The 18181-nt window shown below is 70.5% G+C and carries 19 protein-coding genes and 1 tRNA gene; 15 read left to right on the top strand and 5 right to left on the bottom strand.

Annotated elements, in window-relative coordinates:
• The first annotated feature begins 278 nt into the window (after window positions 1-278).
• A complete protein-coding gene (locus tag BKD30_RS10025; RefSeq protein WP_076704400.1) occupies window positions 279-893 on the top strand; it encodes a flavodoxin family protein in 615 nt (204 codons plus the stop codon).
• A gap of 57 nt (window positions 894-950) precedes the next feature.
• On the opposite strand, the gene BKD30_RS10020 is transcribed toward BKD30_RS10025, so the two are convergent.
• From BKD30_RS10020 to BKD30_RS10010, 3 genes are all read right to left on the bottom strand, one after another.
• Entirely contained in the window at window positions 951-1649 is a 699-nt protein-coding gene (locus BKD30_RS10020; RefSeq protein WP_076704339.1) for an alpha/beta fold hydrolase, read from the bottom strand.
• Window positions 1650-1760: 111 nt separating this feature from the next.
• The gene (locus BKD30_RS10015) at window positions 1761-2039 is read right to left on the bottom strand and encodes a hypothetical protein (protein ID WP_143588146.1); all 279 of its coding nucleotides are present in this window, start codon (window positions 2037-2039) and stop codon (window positions 1761-1763) included.
• A 161-nt stretch (window positions 2040-2200) separates the two neighbouring features.
• Window positions 2201-3676 carry a hypothetical protein gene (locus BKD30_RS10010; RefSeq protein WP_076704336.1) on the bottom strand — a complete coding sequence of 492 codons (1476 nt, stop codon included), beginning with the start codon at window positions 3674-3676 and terminating at the stop codon, window positions 2201-2203.
• A gap of 125 nt (window positions 3677-3801) precedes the next feature.
• Here BKD30_RS10010 and BKD30_RS10005 point away from each other — a divergent pair, with 125 nt between their 5' ends.
• The 6 genes from BKD30_RS10005 to BKD30_RS09980 all read left to right on the top strand — a co-directional run bounded on the left by BKD30_RS10005 (window position 3802) and on the right by BKD30_RS09980 (window position 9451).
• Window positions 3802-5451, top strand: coding sequence for an SDR family oxidoreductase (locus tag BKD30_RS10005; RefSeq protein WP_083956249.1), 1650 nt, complete (start codon window positions 3802-3804; stop codon window positions 5449-5451).
• Window positions 5452-5537: 86 nt separating this feature from the next.
• On the top strand, window positions 5538-6407 hold the full coding sequence (locus BKD30_RS10000) for a phage holin family protein (RefSeq protein ID WP_076704335.1): 870 nt from the start codon (window positions 5538-5540) through the stop codon (window positions 6405-6407).
• A 57-nt stretch (window positions 6408-6464) separates the two neighbouring features.
• Entirely contained in the window at window positions 6465-7082 is a 618-nt protein-coding gene (locus BKD30_RS09995) for a CDP-alcohol phosphatidyltransferase family protein (RefSeq protein WP_076704333.1), read from the top strand.
• Window positions 7072-8001 carry a DMT family transporter gene (locus tag BKD30_RS09990; protein WP_235861608.1) on the top strand — a complete coding sequence of 310 codons (930 nt, stop codon included), beginning with the start codon at window positions 7072-7074 and terminating at the stop codon, window positions 7999-8001. Before BKD30_RS09995 ends, BKD30_RS09990 begins: the two co-directional genes overlap by 11 nt.
• A 115-nt stretch (window positions 8002-8116) precedes the next feature.
• Entirely contained in the window at window positions 8117-9346 is a 1230-nt protein-coding gene (locus tag BKD30_RS09985; protein ID WP_076704332.1) for a glycosyltransferase, read from the top strand.
• A gap of 31 nt (window positions 9347-9377) precedes the next feature.
• A tRNA-Ile gene (locus BKD30_RS09980) sits at window positions 9378-9451 on the top strand.
• On the opposite strand, the gene BKD30_RS09975 is transcribed toward BKD30_RS09980, so the two are convergent.
• Window positions 9449-9628, bottom strand: coding sequence for a hypothetical protein (locus BKD30_RS09975; RefSeq protein WP_143588145.1), 180 nt, complete (start codon window positions 9626-9628; stop codon window positions 9449-9451). The genes BKD30_RS09980 and BKD30_RS09975 overlap by 3 nt on opposite strands.
• Before the next feature lie 312 nt (window positions 9629-9940).
• Between BKD30_RS09975 and BKD30_RS09970 the strand changes: the two genes are divergently transcribed.
• Entirely contained in the window at window positions 9941-11128 is a 1188-nt protein-coding gene (locus BKD30_RS09970) for an acyl-CoA dehydrogenase family protein (RefSeq protein WP_076704329.1), read from the top strand.
• A 75-nt stretch (window positions 11129-11203) separates the two neighbouring features.
• On the opposite strand, the gene BKD30_RS09965 is transcribed toward BKD30_RS09970, so the two are convergent.
• Window positions 11204-11827: a M23 family metallopeptidase gene (locus BKD30_RS09965; protein WP_083956247.1), complete on the bottom strand. Its 624-nt coding sequence runs from the start codon at window positions 11825-11827 to the stop codon at window positions 11204-11206.
• Window positions 11828-12226: 399 nt separating this feature from the next.
• Between BKD30_RS09965 and rpsB the strand changes: the two genes are divergently transcribed.
• The 7 genes from rpsB (at window position 12227) to BKD30_RS15625 (ending at window position 18161) form a co-directional block, all read left to right on the top strand.
• Entirely contained in the window at window positions 12227-13171 is a 945-nt protein-coding gene (gene rpsB / locus BKD30_RS09960; RefSeq protein WP_076704326.1) for a 30S ribosomal protein S2, read from the top strand.
• Window positions 13172-13317: 146 nt separating this feature from the next.
• A complete protein-coding gene (tsf, locus tag BKD30_RS09955) occupies window positions 13318-14154 on the top strand; it encodes a translation elongation factor Ts (RefSeq protein ID WP_076704325.1) in 837 nt (278 codons plus the stop codon).
• Window positions 14155-14291: 137 nt separating this feature from the next.
• Window positions 14292-15035, top strand: a complete 744-nt coding sequence (pyrH, locus tag BKD30_RS09950) for a UMP kinase (RefSeq protein ID WP_076704324.1) — start codon at window positions 14292-14294, stop codon at window positions 15033-15035.
• Between the two features lie 90 nt (window positions 15036-15125).
• Window positions 15126-15683 (top strand): ribosome recycling factor, encoded by a 558-nt coding sequence (gene frr / locus BKD30_RS09945; protein WP_076704323.1) that lies wholly within the window; start codon window positions 15126-15128, stop codon window positions 15681-15683.
• Between the two features lies 1 nt (window position 15684).
• Window positions 15685-16662 carry a phosphatidate cytidylyltransferase gene (locus BKD30_RS09940; RefSeq protein WP_083956246.1) on the top strand — a complete coding sequence of 326 codons (978 nt, stop codon included), beginning with the start codon at window positions 15685-15687 and terminating at the stop codon, window positions 16660-16662.
• Between the two features lie 81 nt (window positions 16663-16743).
• Window positions 16744-17337, top strand: a complete 594-nt coding sequence (locus BKD30_RS09935) for a DivIVA domain-containing protein (RefSeq protein WP_083956244.1) — start codon at window positions 16744-16746, stop codon at window positions 17335-17337.
• Between the two features lie 344 nt (window positions 17338-17681).
• On the top strand, window positions 17682-18161 hold the full coding sequence (locus BKD30_RS15625; protein ID WP_408033373.1) for a DUF485 domain-containing protein: 480 nt from the start codon (window positions 17682-17684) through the stop codon (window positions 18159-18161).
• Window positions 18162-18181 lie beyond the last annotated feature (20 nt).

Raw genomic sequence — 18181 nt, 5'->3', positions numbered from 1 at the left:
GCAGGGAGTGTGTGAGAGAGTTGCATCTACGAGATGCCCTTCTTGAATGGGTGATACGTGCCTTAGATAAGTCGTATCTTCCCAGGTCAGAAGGGCATTCTCATGCTCCCACACCGACCCCGCAACACCAATTGGTCGGTGGATCGAGGCTTAGTGCCAGGCCGGCGGCGGGCATGGGCCGCAGGATCACGACGGGCGTCGCCGTCGGCATCGTCAGTATGCTGATGGTCATCGGTGCCACCCGGCGTCCGACGACCGACCACTTCCGGAGGACCGTCATGCCCGCATCACTGACCGCTCTCGCCCTCGTCTGCTCGCTCAAGCCGTCCCCGGCGGCGTCCAGCTCCGAGCTGATGGCCCGGCAGGTGCTGGACGAACTCGCCACCCACGGTGTCACCGGCTCCGTGGTCCGGGTGGTCGACCACGACGTCAGGCCCGGCGTCGAACTCGACATGGGCGACGGCGACGCCTGGCCGGGCATCCGCGCCCAGGTGATGGCGGCGGACATCCTGCTCGTCGCGACCCCCACCTGGCTGGGCCAGCACAGCAGCGTGTGCCAGCGGGTCCTCGAGCGGCTCGACGCGGAACTGTCCGAGACCGACGACGCCGGCCGGCCCCGGACGTTCGGCAAGGTGGGGATCGCCGCGGTCGTGGGCAACGAGGACGGCGCCCACCACATCAGCGCCGTCCTGTTCCAGGCCCTCAGCGACGTGGGCTTCACCATCCCCGCGCAGGGAGTGACGTACTGGAACGGGGAGGCGATGCACGGGACCGACTACCAGGACCTGGACCAGGTGCCGGAGGCGACCGCGGCCACGACGCGGACGGTGGCCGGCAACGCCGCCCACTTGGCCCGGCTGCTGGCGGGGGAGAACTACCCGGCGTCCTCCTGACCCGGCCCAGAGTGCCCGTCCCCCCGGGGGACGCCCGGCACGGCGCGGATCGGGGCGTCAGCGCCCGACGGCGGCGACCAGTGCCTCGGCCAGGTCGCCCGGACGCGTGAACTGCGGCCAGTGCCCGGTCGGCAGGTCGACGATGTCCACGTCGCGAACGCGCCCCAGTTCGGCGACGAACGGGTTGCCGGCGGCGACCCACTCGCGCAACTGATCGCCGGAGAACTCGCAGGCGATCACGGTGACCGGCACGTCGAACCGCCGCTCGTCGTGCAGCCGCTGCGGATCGCTGGTCACCCGGGCCGGTTCCGGGACGGCGCGAGCCCGGAACTGCGTGCGCAGTTCGTCCGTCAGGTCGGTCAGGTCGGCGTCCTCGAAGAACTCCCACGGCGGCAGCGGGGCGTCCGGGCCGTCGGTGGGGATCTCGTCGTTGATCACTGCGCCGGCACCGAGCGGGCCGCTGTCCACGTACACGTTGCGCGCGACCCGGTCCGGTCGGGCGTCGGCCGCGGCATGAATGATGGCGCCGCCGCCGGAGTGGCCCACCAGCACCACGGGCCCGTCGAGGGCGTCGATGCGGGCGACGACGGCGTCCACGTGATCCCGCAGCCCGATTCCCGAGCGGTCCGCGTCGACGGCGTCCTTCCCCGGCAGGGTCAGGGGGTGCACCCGGTGGCCGGCGGCCTCCAGGGGACCGAGGACCGGTGCCCAGGAGGCGCCGTCGAGCCAGAAGCCGGGGATCAGCAGGACGTCCATGGTCGCGACCCTACGGCCACATGCGGACGGACGCTGTCCTCGGTGGCGTCGTACCGCGTGTCGGTCTCGGTCGGCCCGGCCGGAGCAGTCGGTCGGGGCGATCCGGTCGGCTCAGTCGGCGACGTCCGAGGCATCGGGGGAGCCGGCCGCCTCACCCGCGTCGCTGCCCGACGACGAGTCCGAGGCTTCGTCCTCGGCTTCCTGACCGGGGTCGGTCTCGTCCGAGGTCGTCTCGTCGTCCGCGACGACACCGTCGGCACCCTGGGCGGAGGAGCCGGGAACCTCGTCGGACACCGAGCCGCCGGCCACCTCGTCCTCGGGCTGCGGGCTGCCGTAGCCGCCGGCCTCGGTCTCCTCGTCCACCGCGCCGGTGTCATTCGTCTCGCTCATGCCCATCCCTTCGTCGTCGTACGTGCGCGACGGCGTTCGCGCCGCGCCCGGCGTCGTGCGACGGCGCCGGTGATCGTCACGCTAGCGGCTGCGCCGGCCCCACGGTAGGGGAGTGCTCAGCCGGCTGATGATGCCGACCGGACGGCGCCGTACCAGCACGGTCAGGGGGCGGGCCACTCGTGCACCGGAATGTTGGCGTGCATGTGCTCCCGATAGCGACGGACCAGTTCCCGCATCGCCTCGTCCCGGTCCATGCCGCCCGCCTGCAGGGCGGCGGACGTGTCGAGCTGCCACCGAGCCCCGTTCTGCCCACTCTTCGCGCGCTCCCGCAGGATGCCCAGATAGTGGGTGACCAGGTCGGGGTCGACGCCGAGCTGGTGCAGCCCGGTCTCCGCCATCGGCAGCAGCCGCCGCACGATCAGTTCGTCGACCGGGACGTCGCCGACGCCGGGCCAGTAGACCTGCGCGTCGAGGCCGTACTTGGCGCACTGCTCGAAGTTCTCCCGGGCCGTGGAGAAGGCCATCCGCGACCAGAGGGGCCGGTCGGAGTGCCGCATCACGTGCACCACGCCGTAGTAGAACGCGGCGTTCGCGACGATGTCGGCCACCGTGGGGCCCGCCGGCAGCAGCCGGTTCTCCACCCGCAGGTGCGGCTCCTCCCCGCCCGGATCGTAGATCGGCCGGTTCCAGCGGTACACGGTGCCGTTGTGCAGCCGCAACTCGTACAGCCGCGGTGGCTTGCCCGGCTCGTCGGGCGGCAGATTGCGGTCCTCCCGCAGCTCGGGCAGCAGCGCCGGGAACCAGCGCACGTTCTCCTCGAACAGGTCGAAGATGGACGTGATCCACCGTTCACCGAACCAGACCCGCGGGCGTACGCCCTGCGCCCGCATCTCCGGGGGCCGCGAGTCGATCGCCTGGTGGAACAGGACGATGCGCGTCTCGTGCCAGAGCCGCCGGCCCAGGAAGTGCGGGGAGTTCGCGGCGAGCGCGACCTGCGGGCCGGCGAGCACCTGGGAGGCGTTCCACGCGGAGGCGAAACCCGACGGGGAGACCTGGACGTGCAGCTGGACGCTCGTGCACGCGGCCTCCGGGGACACGGTCTCGGTGAACAGCTGCAGGTCGTCCTCGCCCTGGATGTCCAGCTGCACGTCCTCGCCGCGTGCGGCGAGGATGGACAGGTTCAGCGCTTCGTACCGTTTCTCCGGGCTCATCCAGTCCGGGTCGGTGAGCAGCTGCTCGGTGATGGTGGGCAGGATCCCGACCATCACGATGCCGGCCTTCTCCTCGGCGGCCCGCTCCTCGGCGTGGTTGAGCCGCTCCCGCAGGCCGTTCTCCATTGCCGCGAGGCCCCGGCCGGCGATGCTGGTCACCGGATAGTTCATCTCGATGTTGTAGGCACCGATCTCCGTCTGGAAGGCCGGGTCGGCGATCCGGTCGAGCACGCTGGCGTTGCGCAGACTCGGCCGGGAGGCGGCGTCCACCAGATTCAGCTCGACCTCCAGCCCGATCGAACCGGTGTCCTGGAACGTCGCCCCCGAGAGGTACCGGTCGAAGGACTCGAGGCTCTCCATCAGACGCCGCCGGTAGCGGGTGCGCTGCTGCCGGCTGTAGGTCGAGGAGGAGACGTCGTCACCCATGGGGCACACCCAACCACAGGGGAGAACGGGTTGCCTAGTCCATGCCTGGTCCGGCCCGTCGGGTACCGGCCGCCGGCCGTCCGGCCGGCCTCCGCCCGGGATCGGGGCCCCGGTAGGGTTGGCCCATGGAGCGCCTCAGCGATTCGCGTCCGGCCCGGCTCCCGGGCGTGGGCCAGACGGGCCAGGACACCACCGGGCAGCGGGCGCAGCACGTCCTCGTCACCGGCGCGACCGGCTACATCGGGGGCCGCCTCGTTCCTCGGTTGCTGGCCGCCGGGCACCGGGTCCGGGTGCTGGTGCGCAACCCGGACAAGCTGCTGGACGTGCCCTGGCACGACGACGTCGAGATCGTGCCGGGAGACCTGTCCGAGCAGCGTGACACCGAGCGCGCCTGCACCGGCGTCGACTCGGTCTACGTGCTGGTCCACTCCATGTCCTCCGGAAAGGACTTCGAACGCACCGAGGCCGCGCTGGCCGGCATCATGGCTCGTTCCTGCGCTGCTGCCGGCGTGCAGCGGGTGATCTACCTCGGCGGGCTGCACCCGGACGACGTCGAGCTGTCCGCCCACATGCGTTCGCGGGCGGCCGTCGGTCGCATCCTGCTGGACGGTCCGGTCGACGCCGTCGTCTTCCAGGCGGGGGTGATCATCGGTTCCGGCTCCGCGTCGTTCGAGATGGTCCGGCACCTGGCCGAGGAACTGCCGGTCATGCCCGCGCCGTCGTGGGTCCGGAACCGGATCGAACCGATCGCCGTCCGAGACGTGCTGCACTACCTGCTGCACGCCCTGGACCTGCCCGAGGGCCTGAACCGCAGCTTCGACATCGGATCGCGGGAGGTACTCACCTACGCGGCGATGATGAACGGCTACGCGGCGGCGGCCGGGCTGTCCCGCCGCCTCATCCTGCCGCTGCCGCTGCCGGCGCCCCGCCTGGCCGGCTGGTGGGTGGGCATGGTCACCCCGATCCCGATGTCCATGGCGTTCCCGCTCGTGCAGTCGTTGCAGCACGACGCGGTCAGCGCCGAGCACGACGTCGACGACTGGATCCCGCGCCCGCCGGACGGGCTGACCGGATACCGCCGCGCCGTCGAGCTGGCCCTGCTGCGGATGCGGGAGAACGAGGTGGAGACGACGTGGGCCGGGGCGAGCGGGGCCGGGCACGACGCCGACCCGCTGCCGTCCGACCCGGACTGGGCCGGCTACAAGGTGTACGTGGACGAGCGCACCCACCACTGCGACGCCGCGCCCGAGTACGTGTGGCGAGTCATCGAGGGCATCGGCGGGAAGAACGGGTGGTACTCCCTGCCTCTCGCCTGGGCCGTGCGCGGCTGGGTGGACAAGTTCAGTGGCGGGGTTGGGCTGTCCCGCGGCCGTCGGGACCCGCAGCGCCTGCACACCGGCGAAGCCGTGGACTGGTGGCGGGTCGAGCACATCGAACGCGGCCGGCTGCTACGGCTACGGGCCGAGATGAAGGTGTCCGGTGAGGCCTGGCTCGAACTCGAGGTCCGCCCCGACGCGGAGAGTTCCGACGCCGCGAGCGCAACGGGAAAGCTGTCCGCCGGGGAGCAGGACACTGCGCACACCGCGGGATGCACCTACCACCAACGGGCGATCTTCTTCCCCCGGGGCCTCACCGGCCGCCTGTACTGGCTCGCGATCCTGCCCTTCCACGGCGTCATCTTCCCCTCGATGAGTCGGAACATCGGCGCCGCAGCGGTCCGGTTGCAGCAAGCGGGCAGCGGTGCGGACCGCGTGCCGGGTGACCGGGAGCGATGAGGTAACGCGCTCGCCCGGGGACGGCCGGGGCCGGTGATACTTTTGACCTTGATCCAGGGGCAGGACGAACGGATGGAGCAGTAGCGATGAGTCAACAGACCACCACTCGCACCGGCAACTCGAGATCGCTGGGTGGGATGACCACGGTCATGTCGCGCCTCGTGCCCAAGCAGCTGGCCGACGAGGTGAACCTCGCGCTGCTGGAGATGAAGGCCAAGGGCATCCAGGTCGGCGTCGCGGCCGCGTTCTTCGTCGTCGGGCTGGTCTTCGCCGCCTTCCTCGTCGTGATGCTGCTCGTCGCCCTGGTCTCCGGGATCGCCAACTGGTTCTCCTGGGACTACTGGCTCGCCGCGTTGGTGGTCGGTGCCGTCTTCCTCGTCATCCTGGTGATCGCTGCCCTCATCGGCTTGTCCCGGCTGAAGAAGGCGATGCCGCTGAAGCCCGAGCAGGCGATTCGCGGGCTGAAGTACGACCTCGGCGTACTCAAGGAAGGTCGCGGCTTCGACGAGCGCACCCTGACCGCCCAGAAGACCCCCGAACAGCAGGCGGAGGACGAGCGGAAGAAGCAGGCCAAGCAGCGCGAGAAGGCCGCGAACCCGCCGGCGACCGAGTCCGAGTTGCAGACCCGCACCGGTCAGCGGCGTGCTCACCTGGCCAACCTGCGTGACGACCTGGGTCGCAAGGCCGACGTGAAGAAGCGGTGGCGGGCGTTCAGCGGGCGCGCCGTGGCCCGGGCCGAGTCCTTCTCCGACGACGTCGCGACCCGGCTGCACGCCGGCCCCGGCACCGTCGACGGCACCGGGGCGCACGCAGCGACCGCCAGACCTGCCGCCGCCCCCCGCGGCGCCGGCGAACCCGCCGAGACGTTGCGGGAGCGGTGGGTGCCGCTGAGCGTGTTCGCCGTCTCGAGCGGCGCGTTCGCGGTGTTCGTGCGCAAACTCGTCAAGAAGCTCTGATTCCATCCGTGCCGTGCCCGCGACGGGCGCGCCCCGTTCCACCGCGCCGGAGGGATCATGCGGCTGATCAATGCCGGTACCCCGGCGCGTGAATCGGCGCAGGTGGTCGACCGGTTCTGGACCGTACCGAACGTGATCACCCTGGTCAGGTTCCTGCTCGTCCCGGTGTTCTTCGGTCTCATGGTCGGCCAGCGGTTCGGCTGGGCGCTCGCCGTGCTCGCCGTGCTCGGCAGCACGGACTGGGTCGACGGGTATGTGGCCCGCCGACTCGGGCAGGTGTCCCCGGTGGGGATGATCCTGGACCCACTGGCCGACCGGCTCGCCCTCATCATCGTGGCGATCGCGTTCGTCGCCTCCGGTATCGCCCCCCTGTGGCTGATCCTGGCCATCCTCGTCCCGGACGCGGTGCTGCTGAGCGTCTCGCTCGCGCTCTTCCGCAACCACCCGGACCTTCCGGTCAGCCTGATGGGGAAGCTGCGCACCGCCATCCTGCTGGTCGGTGCACCGCTGCTGCTGCTGGGACACCTGAGTTCCTTCCAGCACACACCGGTGGTGGCCGTTGCCCTCGTGCTGCTCGGCATCGGCTGCGTCGGCCACATCGCCGCCTCCGCCGGCTATCTGTGGTCCATGATCCGCAAGTTCCGGGGCCGACGGGTTGCCGACGGTGCGGCCTGAATACCTCATCGCCATCGCCTTCGCCCTGGCCTCCGCGGTCTTCCTGGCCTACGGCAGCCAGCGGCAGGGCAGTGCGGTGCAGGCCCAGACCGGCGGTCTCTCCCTGCGGGGAAGCGGGCTGGTCCGCCTGCTGGCGAATCCGCGCTGGGTGGTCGGAACCCTCCTGATGGGCCTGGGCATGGCACTGAACATCGCGGCTCTGGCCAACGCTCCCCTGATGATCGTCCAACCCCTCGGCGCCATCGCCCTGGTGATCACCACGGTGGTCAACGCCCGGGACCAGGACCTCAAGCTCAACCGGGTCACCGTCTTCTCGATCGGCCTGTGCATGTTCGGCAGCACCCTGTTCGTGCTGATGGCGCTGCTCATCACCAACCCGGCGAGCGAGGGCTCGACGGCGCAGGAACTGACCACCTGCCTGCTGCTGGCGGTGGTGCTGGTCATCTTCGGCTCGCTCGCCGTGACGTTCCGCGGTCGGCTCAACGCCTTCGTCTACATCGTCGGGGCCGGTGTGCTGTTCGGTTTCGTCGCGGTGCTGTCCCGGTTGCTCTTCACCCACCTGTTCGTCGGCGGCGGCGTGAACCTGCTGGCCGTGCCGGTGTACATCTACGTGGCCATCGCGGCCGCCGGTGGGCTCGGGATCTGGTTCGTGCAGAGCGCCTACGCGAACGGGCCACCGGACCTGGTCATCGCGGGACTGACCGTCATCGACCCGATGGTTGGCATCGCGATCGGTATCACCATCCTCGGGGAGGCGCGGGCCAACCCGCCGGCGCTGGTGGTGATCGCCATGGCGATCGCGGCGGTCTCCGCCGTCGTCGGCGTTGTGATGCTGTCCCGCTACCACCCCGACGTGATCAACCGCAGGGCCGAGAAGCGGCACGCGAAGAGCGCGACCGCGAAGCGGTCCGAGATCTGAACGGCGGCGACGCCGAGGCAGCCGCGTCCCGCCCGGGACGCGCCGGTCGCCTCTGATAGCGTCGAAGCGACCGTGCGCCGATGCCACGGCACCGACCCACCAGGAGCACCGCCCCGTGACCTCAGTGCCCAGCGACGGACCGCTGAAGATCCTCATCGCAGCCGACACCTACGCCCCGCACATGAACGGCGCGGCGCGCTTCTGCGAGCGACTCGCCCAGGGCATGCTGGCCCGTGGCCACGAGGTGCACGTCGTCGCCGCCCGCAGCTCCGCGGGCCCCAGCTTCAGCGGCGTCGAGGACGGCGTCGTCGTCCACCGGCTCCGGTCGCACCAGCCGCCAACGCACCCCTATTTCCGGATCTGCCTGCCGTGGGAGATCTCGCGCGAGGCGCGGCGCATCCTCGAGGACGAGCGCCCGGACGTCGTGCACGTGCAGTGCCACTACATGATCGGGAAGGCGTTCGCGGACACGGCCGCGAGGATGGGCATCCGGCTGATCGCGACGAATCACTTCATGCCCGAGAACCTGGCTCCGTTCCTGCCCTTCCCGCGCTGGTTCCTCGACATCGTGGCGAGGAACTCGTGGCGGGACATGGGCAAGGTGATGGGCCAGGCCGCCGTCGTCACGACCCCCACCCCGCTGGCGGCTTCCGCGATGCACGAGCACGCCTTCCTGCGTCAGGTGCTGCCGGTCTCCAACGGGATCGACGCGGCCAAGTACGAGCAGCGGGCGGGTGAGGAACTCGAAGCGCCCGCACACCCCACCGTGCTGTTCGTCGGTCGGCTCGCCCAGGAGAAGCACGTCGACGTCCTGATCGACGCGGTGGCGAAGCTGCCGGCGGAACTGGACACCCATCTGGAGATCGTCGGCGACGGCGAGGTCCGGCCCGCGCTGGAGGCCAGGGTCGGTCAGGTCGGCCTGGGCGACCGGGTCCGGTTCCTCGGGCCCACGTCCGACGAGGAGCTGCGCCGCGCCTACCTGCGGGCGACGGTGTTCTGCCAGCCGGGCACCGCGGAGCTGCAGTCGCTCGTGACGCTCGAGGCGATGAGCGCCTCCAAACCCGTGGTCCTGGCCGACGCCATGGCGTTGCCGCACCTGGTGGACGAGGGACGCAACGGACACCTGTTCGTCCCGAACGACAGCACCGACCTGGCGGCCAAGCTGCGCCGCATCCTCGAACTGCCGGAGCAGGAACGGCTGAGCCTGGGCAAGACCAGCCGCGAGATGGTGAACAAGCATGACCTCAGCGTCACCCTGAACACGTTCGAGGCGCTCTACCGTGGCACGGATTACGCCGCCGCGCCGTCTGATCGCTCGTCCGGACCGCGAGCCGGACACGTCTAGGATGGTCACGCCCGGCCGCGGCCGGACGCCAGGGGCCGTAGCTCAGCTGGTCAGAGCAGAGGACTCATAATCCTTTGGTCGTGGGTTCAAGCCCCACCGGCCCTACTGCGCGAGGAGGGGAGACACGGTCAGGACGGCTGGGCGTCCGTCCCGGCGGTGGTCGAGGATGTGCTGGCGTTCGCGTTCCCGAGGTCGACCTCGCGTCGGGGGCCGGTCCTCGTGCTTGACGATCTGCCCCACGCGCTGGTGGGAGACGCCGAGGACGTCGGCAGCGTCACGCATGGGCAGGCCGGCGTGCACCAGGTCAGCGGCCGCTGCGGCCTGTGCCGGTGCGGCCCGGCCGGCGACGCGGAAACCACCATTTGCCGTCCCGCTCGGCGGTGGCGTCGACGTCTATCACTTCTTGTTCTCCATCCCGATCTGCTTGCGCATGACCTTCGCACTCGACGCTCCTCATCCCCACGATCGTTCTTCCGCGTTGCTGACGTAGCTGGCATAATCGACGGTAGTTACTGATCGGTAACTAATCCGCGCGGGCCGGCCCCAGGGCGTCGGCCACCGCGAACCACCCGAGTCGAACAAGGCGGGAACTCGATGGCCCACGACGTCGATCCAGACAACCTCCCCTACGCGGACGGGGACTTCCTCCACTTCGAGGATCTCCTCGGTGCCCAGGAGCGGGTCCGTCTCAAGGAGGTGCGCGAGTTTCTCGATGCCGAGGTGCGGCCGATCGCCCGGGACGCCTGGAACACCGCGGAGTTCCCGCACGAGTTGGTCCCCAAGATCGCCGCACTGGACATCGTCTCGCCCGTGCGTCGGCTCGGCTACTCGCCCCTGCTGGCCGGGTTCATTCACGCCGAGTTCACCCGCGCGGACACCTCGATCGCCACCTTCATGGGCGTGCACGACGGCCTGTTCACCGGCTCCATCGAACTGCTCGCCTCCGAGGAGCAGAAGCAGGCGTGGCTGCCGGACATCTACTCCATGAAGAAGATCGGTGCGTTCGGGTTGACCGAACCTCTGGGCGGCTCCGACGTCGCGGGCGGCACCCGCACCACCGCCGAGCGGCAGGGCGACACCTGGGTGCTCAACGGCGCCAAGCGGTGGATCGGCAACGCCACCTTCAGCGACTGGGTGGTCATCTACGCCAGGGACGTGGCCGACAACAAGGTCAAGGCGTTCCTCGTCGACACCTCCCTTCCCGGCTACACGGCCACGAAGATCGAGAACAAGATCGCGCTGCGCACCGTGCAGAACGCCGACATCACCCTCGAGAACCTCGTGGTGGCCGACGAGTTCCACCTCGCCCACGCCAACAGCTTCCGCGACACCAACAAGGTGCTCCGTTCCACCCGCATCGGGGTCGCCTGGCAGGCTGTCGGTCAACAGCTGGCCGCCTTCGACGTCGCCCGCCGGCACGCCGTCGAGCGTCACCAGTTCGGCCGGCCGCTGGCCGCGAACCAGATGGTGCAGGATCAACTCGCCACGATGCTCGCCAACGCCATGGCCTCGATGGGCCTGCTCGTCCGGGTCGCGCAGCTGGAGGCGAACGACCAGGCCACCGAGGAGCACGCCGCCCTGGCGAAGACCTTCGCCTCCGCCCGGATGCGGGAGACGGTCGCGATGGGTCGCAGCCTCCTCGGCGGCAACGGCATCGTCGTCGACTTCGAGATGGCGAAGATCTTCGCCGACGCCGAGGCCATCTACACGTACGAGGGCACCCAGGAGATCAACAAGTTGATCACCGGCCGGGCGGTGACGGGTATCTCCGCGTTCCTGTGAGCGGGGCCCGGCGTGGATCCCGGGCCTGGTCCGGATCTACGCCGGGCGGACGACGCCGCCCGTGAACGCCGCCCGTCACGGCGGCCGGGCGGTGGGGGAGAGCGGCAGCAGCACCGACGGCCGCCGGTCCAGGATGAGGCCGAGTGGGTCGACGTAGTCCTGCCCGAGCCGCACGCCCCAGTGCAGACAGGATCCGGGGGCGCAGTGCCACCGCCCGCCTGTCAGCCGACCCACGACCTGACCGGCCGACACCCGGTCGCCCCGGCGTACCGTCGCCGTGACCGGTTCGACGCTGGTCCGCAGTCCGTCCCCGTGCGCGATCGTCAGCACCGGACGGTCGACGACGACGCCGACGAAGACGACCGTGCCCGCGGCCGGGGCCCGGACGGCCGTTCCCGGCGCCCCGGCGAGATCGACGCCCCGATGGCCGGCCGACCACCGCTGCTCCGGCGCGTCGAACGGCCGGACGACCGGCGGACGGGGCTGCAGTGGCCACTGCCAGCCGCGCGGCGCCGGCGTCGGCACGGCCACCGGCATCCCGGTCGTACGGCCGTCGGCGGCGGGTGCCACGGTCGGGGAAGCGCCCAGCAGCGCCGCGAGCACGAGCGCGACCAACCCGGCTCGGCGTCGACATGGCCGGCCGACCGCCCGGGTCGAGAGAGCCTGCGGTATTCGGCGAGGTGCTGCCGACGTCGTCATGGGTCGAGCGTGCCCGCATCACGGACCGTCGGTCCGGCGCACCCGCGAAATGTGGACGACGGCCCCCTGAACCAGAGGCTGGGGAGGGAGAAGCCGGTGCCAGCCGGTGCCGGGGAGCACCCGAGCCTGCGCTAGACTGGATCCAGCAGCCGACTGACCTCGGCTGACTACGCGTGTCCGCGCGCAGAAGCCGACAACCGGTTCTCCGGTTCATCAGGCTGACCGTTCCTCCCCTCGGTCCGGATGTGAGTCCGGTCGGGAGGTCCACGGTGATTCACCGTCCCGGACACCAGGAGCACCGCCCGCCGGGCGGCCCGGGCAGCTGTCCGGGAAGCTATCAACCGTCAACAGGCAGCGGAGACCGGCGACAGAGCCGCCGCTGCCGGGAGGAGTGTCGGCATGCCCGTCGTCACCATGCGCCAGCTGCTCGACAGCGGCGTCCACTTCGGCCACCAGACCCGCCGCTGGAACCCGAAGATGAAGCGCTTCATCTTCACCGAGCGCAACGGCATCTACATCATCGATCTCCAGCAGTCGCTGTCCTACATCGACCGCGCCTTCGAGTTCGTCAAGGAGACCGTCGCGCACGGCGGCACCATCCTGTTCGTGGGCACCAAGAAGCAGGCCCAGGAGGCCATCGCCGAGCAGGCCACCCGCGTCGGACAGCCCTGGGTCAACCAGCGCTGGCTCGGTGGCATGCTCACCAACTTCGCCACCGTCTCCAAGCGGATCTCCCGCCTGAAGGAGCTCGAGGAGATCGACTTCGACGACGTCGCCTCCTCCGGTCACACGAAGAAGGAACTGCTGCTCCTCGGCCGCGAGAAGGACAAGCTGGAGAAGACCCTCGGCGGTATCCGGGACCTGGCCAAGGCGCCGTCCGCGATCTGGATCGTCGACACCAAGAAGGAGCACCTGGCGGTCGACGAGGCCAAGAAGCTGGGCATCCCGGTCGTCGCGATCCTGGACACCAACTGCGACCCCGACGAGGTCGACTTCCCGATCCCGGGCAACGACGACGCCATCCGGTCCGTCAACCTGTTGACCCGCGTGGTCGCCGACGCCGTCGCCGACGGCCTGATCGCGCGGAACAACCGTGCGGCGGGCAGGGACGGCGCCGGCAGCGCCGAGGAACCCATGGCCGAGTGGGAGCGCGAGCTGCTCGAGGGCGCTCAGGCGCAGCAGTCCGAGACCACCACCGAGGCCGCCGCGGACACCGAGGTCGCCGAGAACACGGTCGCCGATCCGGCCGACGCCGCGCAGGCGCAGACCGACGTGCCGGCCGAGGCCACCGAAGCGACCGCTGACGACGCCGCCCCCGAGGCGACCGGTACCCCGACCGAGTGACGCTCGCGGGTCGACGCCCGCGTTCGCTCCACCGATCCACCGGCGGCGTTGCCGCCACTGCGGACCGCACTTCTTCAGCGCGGTCCGCAGTCACGACCGGGGCCGACACGGATCGACCCCACCGAGCCCGAACAAGAGGAGATGTCATGGCGAACTACACCGCCGCCGATATCAAGGCACTGCGCGAGCGCACCGGCGCCGGCATGCTCGACGTCAAGAAGGCGCTGGACGAGGCCGACGGCGACGCCGCCAAGGCGATGGAGATCATCCGCGTCAAGGGCCTGAAGGGCGTCACCAAGCGCGAGGGCCGCTCGACGGCCGAGGGCCTGATCGCCGCTCGCGTCGAGCGCAACGTCGGCGTCATGGTCGAGGTCAACTGCGAGACCGACTTCGTGGCCAAGGCCGGCCCGTTCGTCGAGTTCGGCACCAAGGTGCTCGACGCCGCCATCGCCTCGGGCGCCACCGATCTGGACAGCCTGCTCGCCGCCCAGATCGACGGCAAGCCGGTGTCCGAGCAGGTCACCGAGGCCGGGGCGCTGCTGGGTGAGAAGGTCCAGGTCCGCCGCATGGTCCGCGTCGAGGGTGCCACCGTCGACGCGTACCTGCACAAGACCTCCAAGGACCTGCCCGCGCAGGTGGGTGTGCTCGTGGCCGTCGACGGCACCGACGACGCCGCGCGGACCGTCGCCCACGACGTCGCCGTGCACACCGCCGCGATGGCGCCGACCTACCTGAGCCGGGACGACGTGCCGGCCGAGACGGTCGAGAGCGAACGGCGCATCGCCGACGAGACCGCTCGTGCGGAGGGCAAGCCCGAGGCCGCGCTGACCAAGATCGTCGAAGGGCGCCTGACCGGCTACTTCAAGGAGGTCGCCCTCCTGGACCAGCCGTTCGCCAAGGACAGCAAGAAGACCGTTGGTAAGGTGCTCGAGGAGGCCGGCACCACGGCGGTGGGCTTCGCCCGCTTCCGCGTCGGGGCCTAGCACCCACGGCCCACACCAGCAGCAGTACCCGCTCCGCGGCTCCTCCGCGGAGCGGACCACGCGACGACGGGGGTGGTCACCGACACGGTGACCACCCCCGTCGTCGCGTCCACCCGGTGATCGGAAGGCAGGCGCCCATGCAGACCCACAACCCCGACCTCGCCCACGAGCCCGGCCCCCACCGTCGACGGGTGCTGCTCAAACTCTCCGGCGAGGTGTTCGGCGGCGGTCGACTCGGCGTTGACCCGGCCACCGTGCGCGGTGTCGCCGACCAGATCGCCCGGACGATGGGTCAGGTCGAGGTCGCCATCGTCGTCGGCGGCGGCAACTTCTTCCGCGGCGCCGAACTGTCCCAGGAGGGAATGGACCGCTCCCGCGCCGACTACATGGGCATGCTCGGCACGGTGATGAACTGCCTGGCCCTGCAGGACTTCCTCGAACAGGCCGGCGTCGAGACCCGCGTCCAGTCGGCGATCACGATGGGCCAGGTCGCGGAGGCGTACATCCCGCGGCGGGCCATCCGCCACCTGGAGAAGAACCGGGTGGTCATCTTCGGTGCCGGCGCCGGCCTGCCCTACTTCTCCACCGACACCGTCGCCGTCCAGCGCGCGCTCGAGGTGCACGCCGACGTCGTGCTGGCCGCGAAGAACGGGGTCGACGGCGTCTACACCGCCGATCCGCGCAAGGATCCCACCGCGGTCCGGCTCGACCGGTTGACCTACGACGAGGCGTTGCGCCGCGACATCCGGGTGATGGACCAGACCGCGTTCAGCCTGTGCAAGGACAACGGCATGCCCATGCTGGTGTTCGGCATGCAGGGCGCCGGCAACGTCACCCGCGCCATCCTCGGCGAGGAGATCGGCACCATCATCACCGCGTGACCGTCCAGCGCGCAGCGGGCCGGGTCCGCGCCCGCCGCTGGATAGGATGGCGAACGAGACGATGAGACCAACGACGCCAAGGAGACGCGCGTGATCGACGACACCCTGCTCGAAGCCGAGGACAAGATGGACAAGGCCGTCGAGGTGGCCAAGGAGGACTTCGCCTCAGTCCGCACCGGTCGTGCGAATCCCTCGCTGTTCGCCAAGCTGACGGTCGACTACTACGGGGCGCCGACCCCGCTGCAGCAGCTCGCGTCGTTCCAGAATCCCGAGGCACGGACCCTGCTGATCACCCCGTACGACAAGGGTTCTCTCACCGACATCGAGAAGGCGCTGCGGTCCTCGGACCTCGGCGCGAACCCCGCCAACGACGGCAACGTCATCCGGATCGTGATGCCCGAGTTGACCGAGGAGCGCCGTCGGGACTACATCAAGCTGGTGCGCACCAAGGCGGAGGAGGCGAAGGTGTCCGTCCGTAACGTCCGCCGCCGGGCCAAGGACGAGCTGGACAAGCTGGTCAAGGACGGTGACGTCGGTGAGGATGAGGGGGCCCGCGCCGAGAAGGAGCTCGACTCCACCACCAAGCGGCACACCGACTCGATCGACGAGCTGCTCAAGCGCAAAGAGACCGAGCTGCTGGACGTCTGACATGAGCGACCTCCCGACGTCGGACGGACCGGACCACCGGGCCCGTCCGACGCCGCCCGGGTCGCCGGTACCGGTCGCGATGACGGCCACGCCGGGGCGGGGGATCCGCCGCTTCGGTCTGCTGCCGCCGGCCCACGGCCGAGCCAATCGCACGGCGCGTCGCACGCCGTCGCGTGCGGGCCGGAACCTTCCGGCGGCGATCGGCGTGGGCCTGGCGCTCCTCGGGGCGCTGATCGCCGGGCTGTTCTTCTCGCCCCTGCTGTTCACCGGCTTCGTGGCGGTCTTCGTGGTGATCGGCGTTCTCGAGTTCGCCCGGGCGATGGCCTTCCGCCGGCTGCTGCTGCCCCGCATCCCGGTTGCGATCGGCGCGGCGGTGCTGCCGTTCGCGGCCTATCTCGGCGGTGCCGAAATGCTCACGCTCGGGTACGTCGGCGCGTGTCTGCTCACGGTGCTGTGGCGGGCGCTCGACCCGCGGCCGGGGGCTCCCGCTGTCGCCCGGGCCGGTGTGCTCGCCCTGACGTGGATCCCGCTGATGGTCAGCTTCGCGCTACTGCTGCTGCGCACCGAGGCGGGCGCCCTGAAGCTGACCACGATGCTGCTGCTGGTGGTGGCGAACGACACGTTCGGGTACGTCGTGGGCGTGCTGTTCGGCCGGCACGCCATGGCGCCCCGGGTCAGCCCCAAGAAGACCTGGGAAGGGTTCGCCGGGTCCATCCTGGGCGCCGCCGGGATCGGCCTGATCTGCGTTCCGGTGTTGCTCGGGCGGCCCTGGTGGGTCGGGGCCGTCCTGGCCGTGGCGACGGTCGGTGCGGCCACGGTCGGTGATCTGGCAGAATCCATGGTCAAGCGCGAGGTGGGGATCAAGGACATGGGAACGATCCTGCCGGGGCACGGCGGCGTCATGGATCGGCTCGATTCCATCGTCCTCGCCGCGCCGGTGGCATTCTTGATGTTCGAACTGCTGATGCCGCGGTCGTGACGTCCGGCACGTGATGCCGGACGGAGCAGGACGGTGACGGTATCGGGGGCCGCTGGGCCCGGCTCGGAAAGGACGCGGACGATGAGCGCCACGGGGGATTCCGGGGTCGCCGCGACCACGGCGGATGGACCAACGACCGAGCGGGGCGCGTTCGCCACCGTGCCGCGTCGCCTGCGCGGCTATCGTCCGGCCCAGGTGGACGCGTTGCTGGCCCGGGTCCGCGAGGCCTGGGCGACCGGGTCCGCCGACGCGTCGATGAGCAGCGGTCACGTCCGGGACGCGGTTTTCGACCTGGTCCGGGGTGGCTACGACGCCCGGGCGGTCGACGCGGAGCTGGACCGGTGGGAGGACGCCTTGGCCCGGCGCGAGCACGACGACGAGGCCGCCCGCCGCGCCGACCTCGATCACGCGCTCGCCGTCATCCGCGCCCGCCTCGGCGCCGCGCCCGGGAACCGGTTCCGGGCGCCGACCGGACGCCGGCCCGGCTACCGGCGGCACGACGTCGACGCGCTGTGCCAACGCGTCGACGCCCGGCTGGCGGGGGAGGCGCCGCTGCGGGTTCAGGACGTCCGTGCGGCCCGGTTCCCGGCGGTGCGAGGCGCCGAGGCGTATGACGCCGCTCAGGTGGACCTGTTCCTCGACCGCGTGATCGACGTGCTCCGTATCCACCCCTGAGCCCGCTCGGTCCTCGACACGCCGGCCTGGCCTGCACCGGGATCGTCGGTGCGACCCGATACGCTCCCCGTAGTGATGTGGATCACCCCCGGCGGCGCAGCCGTCGGACGTGGCCGGTCACTGGTTCGTGACGATCTTCCACCGGTCCGGCTGGAACGATGCAGCACCTCGGTCGGTCCACCGATGCCCGAACCCGGGCGTCGGTCTCCTCGCCGCGTTCACCGCCCGTCCGTCAAGGAGGACCCATGGGCAAGCACCGCTCTCACGACGACCCCGCTCCGGGCACCGGACCCGCTCCCGGGCCACCCCTCGGCCGCCGCACGACCGGCACCGGCGGAACCGAGCTGCCGCACGGACCCGGTGCCCACCCGGCCGGTACACCGGCCGGGGATGCCGATCCGGGGATCACCCGGCAGATCGACTTCGAGGCGGTGCAGCGGGACGGGCGGTTCCGTCAGTTGCGCCGCACCCACCGCAGTTTCGTCTTCCCCATGGCCGCCGCCTTCCTGATCTGGTATTTCCTCTACGTCCTGCTGGCCGACTACGCCCACGAGTTCATGTCGACGAAGGTCATCGGCAATATCAACGTCGGGCTGATCCTCGGCCTGCTGCAGTTCGTCAGTACCTTCGCGATCACCATGGCGTACGTCGCCCACGCCAATCGCCGGTTCGACCCCCTGGCCGCCGAACTGCGCGACGAGCTCGAGGGTGGTGACTCGGCCTTCCACCACCGTCCGGAGAGGGCCGGCGACACGTTCGACGGCGACGTCGACGTGCTCGCCGGTCGGGACGCCGCCACCAGCACCGAAGGAGACGAGAAGTGAGTGCACCCCTGACCCTGCCC

This window comes from Tersicoccus phoenicis (assembly GCF_001968835.1).
In the GTDB taxonomy this organism is placed as follows: domain Bacteria; phylum Actinomycetota; class Actinomycetes; order Actinomycetales; family Micrococcaceae; genus Tersicoccus; species Tersicoccus phoenicis.
The sequence above is the reverse complement of the archived record's forward strand: the minus strand, read 5'-3'. Positions and strand labels throughout refer to the sequence as shown.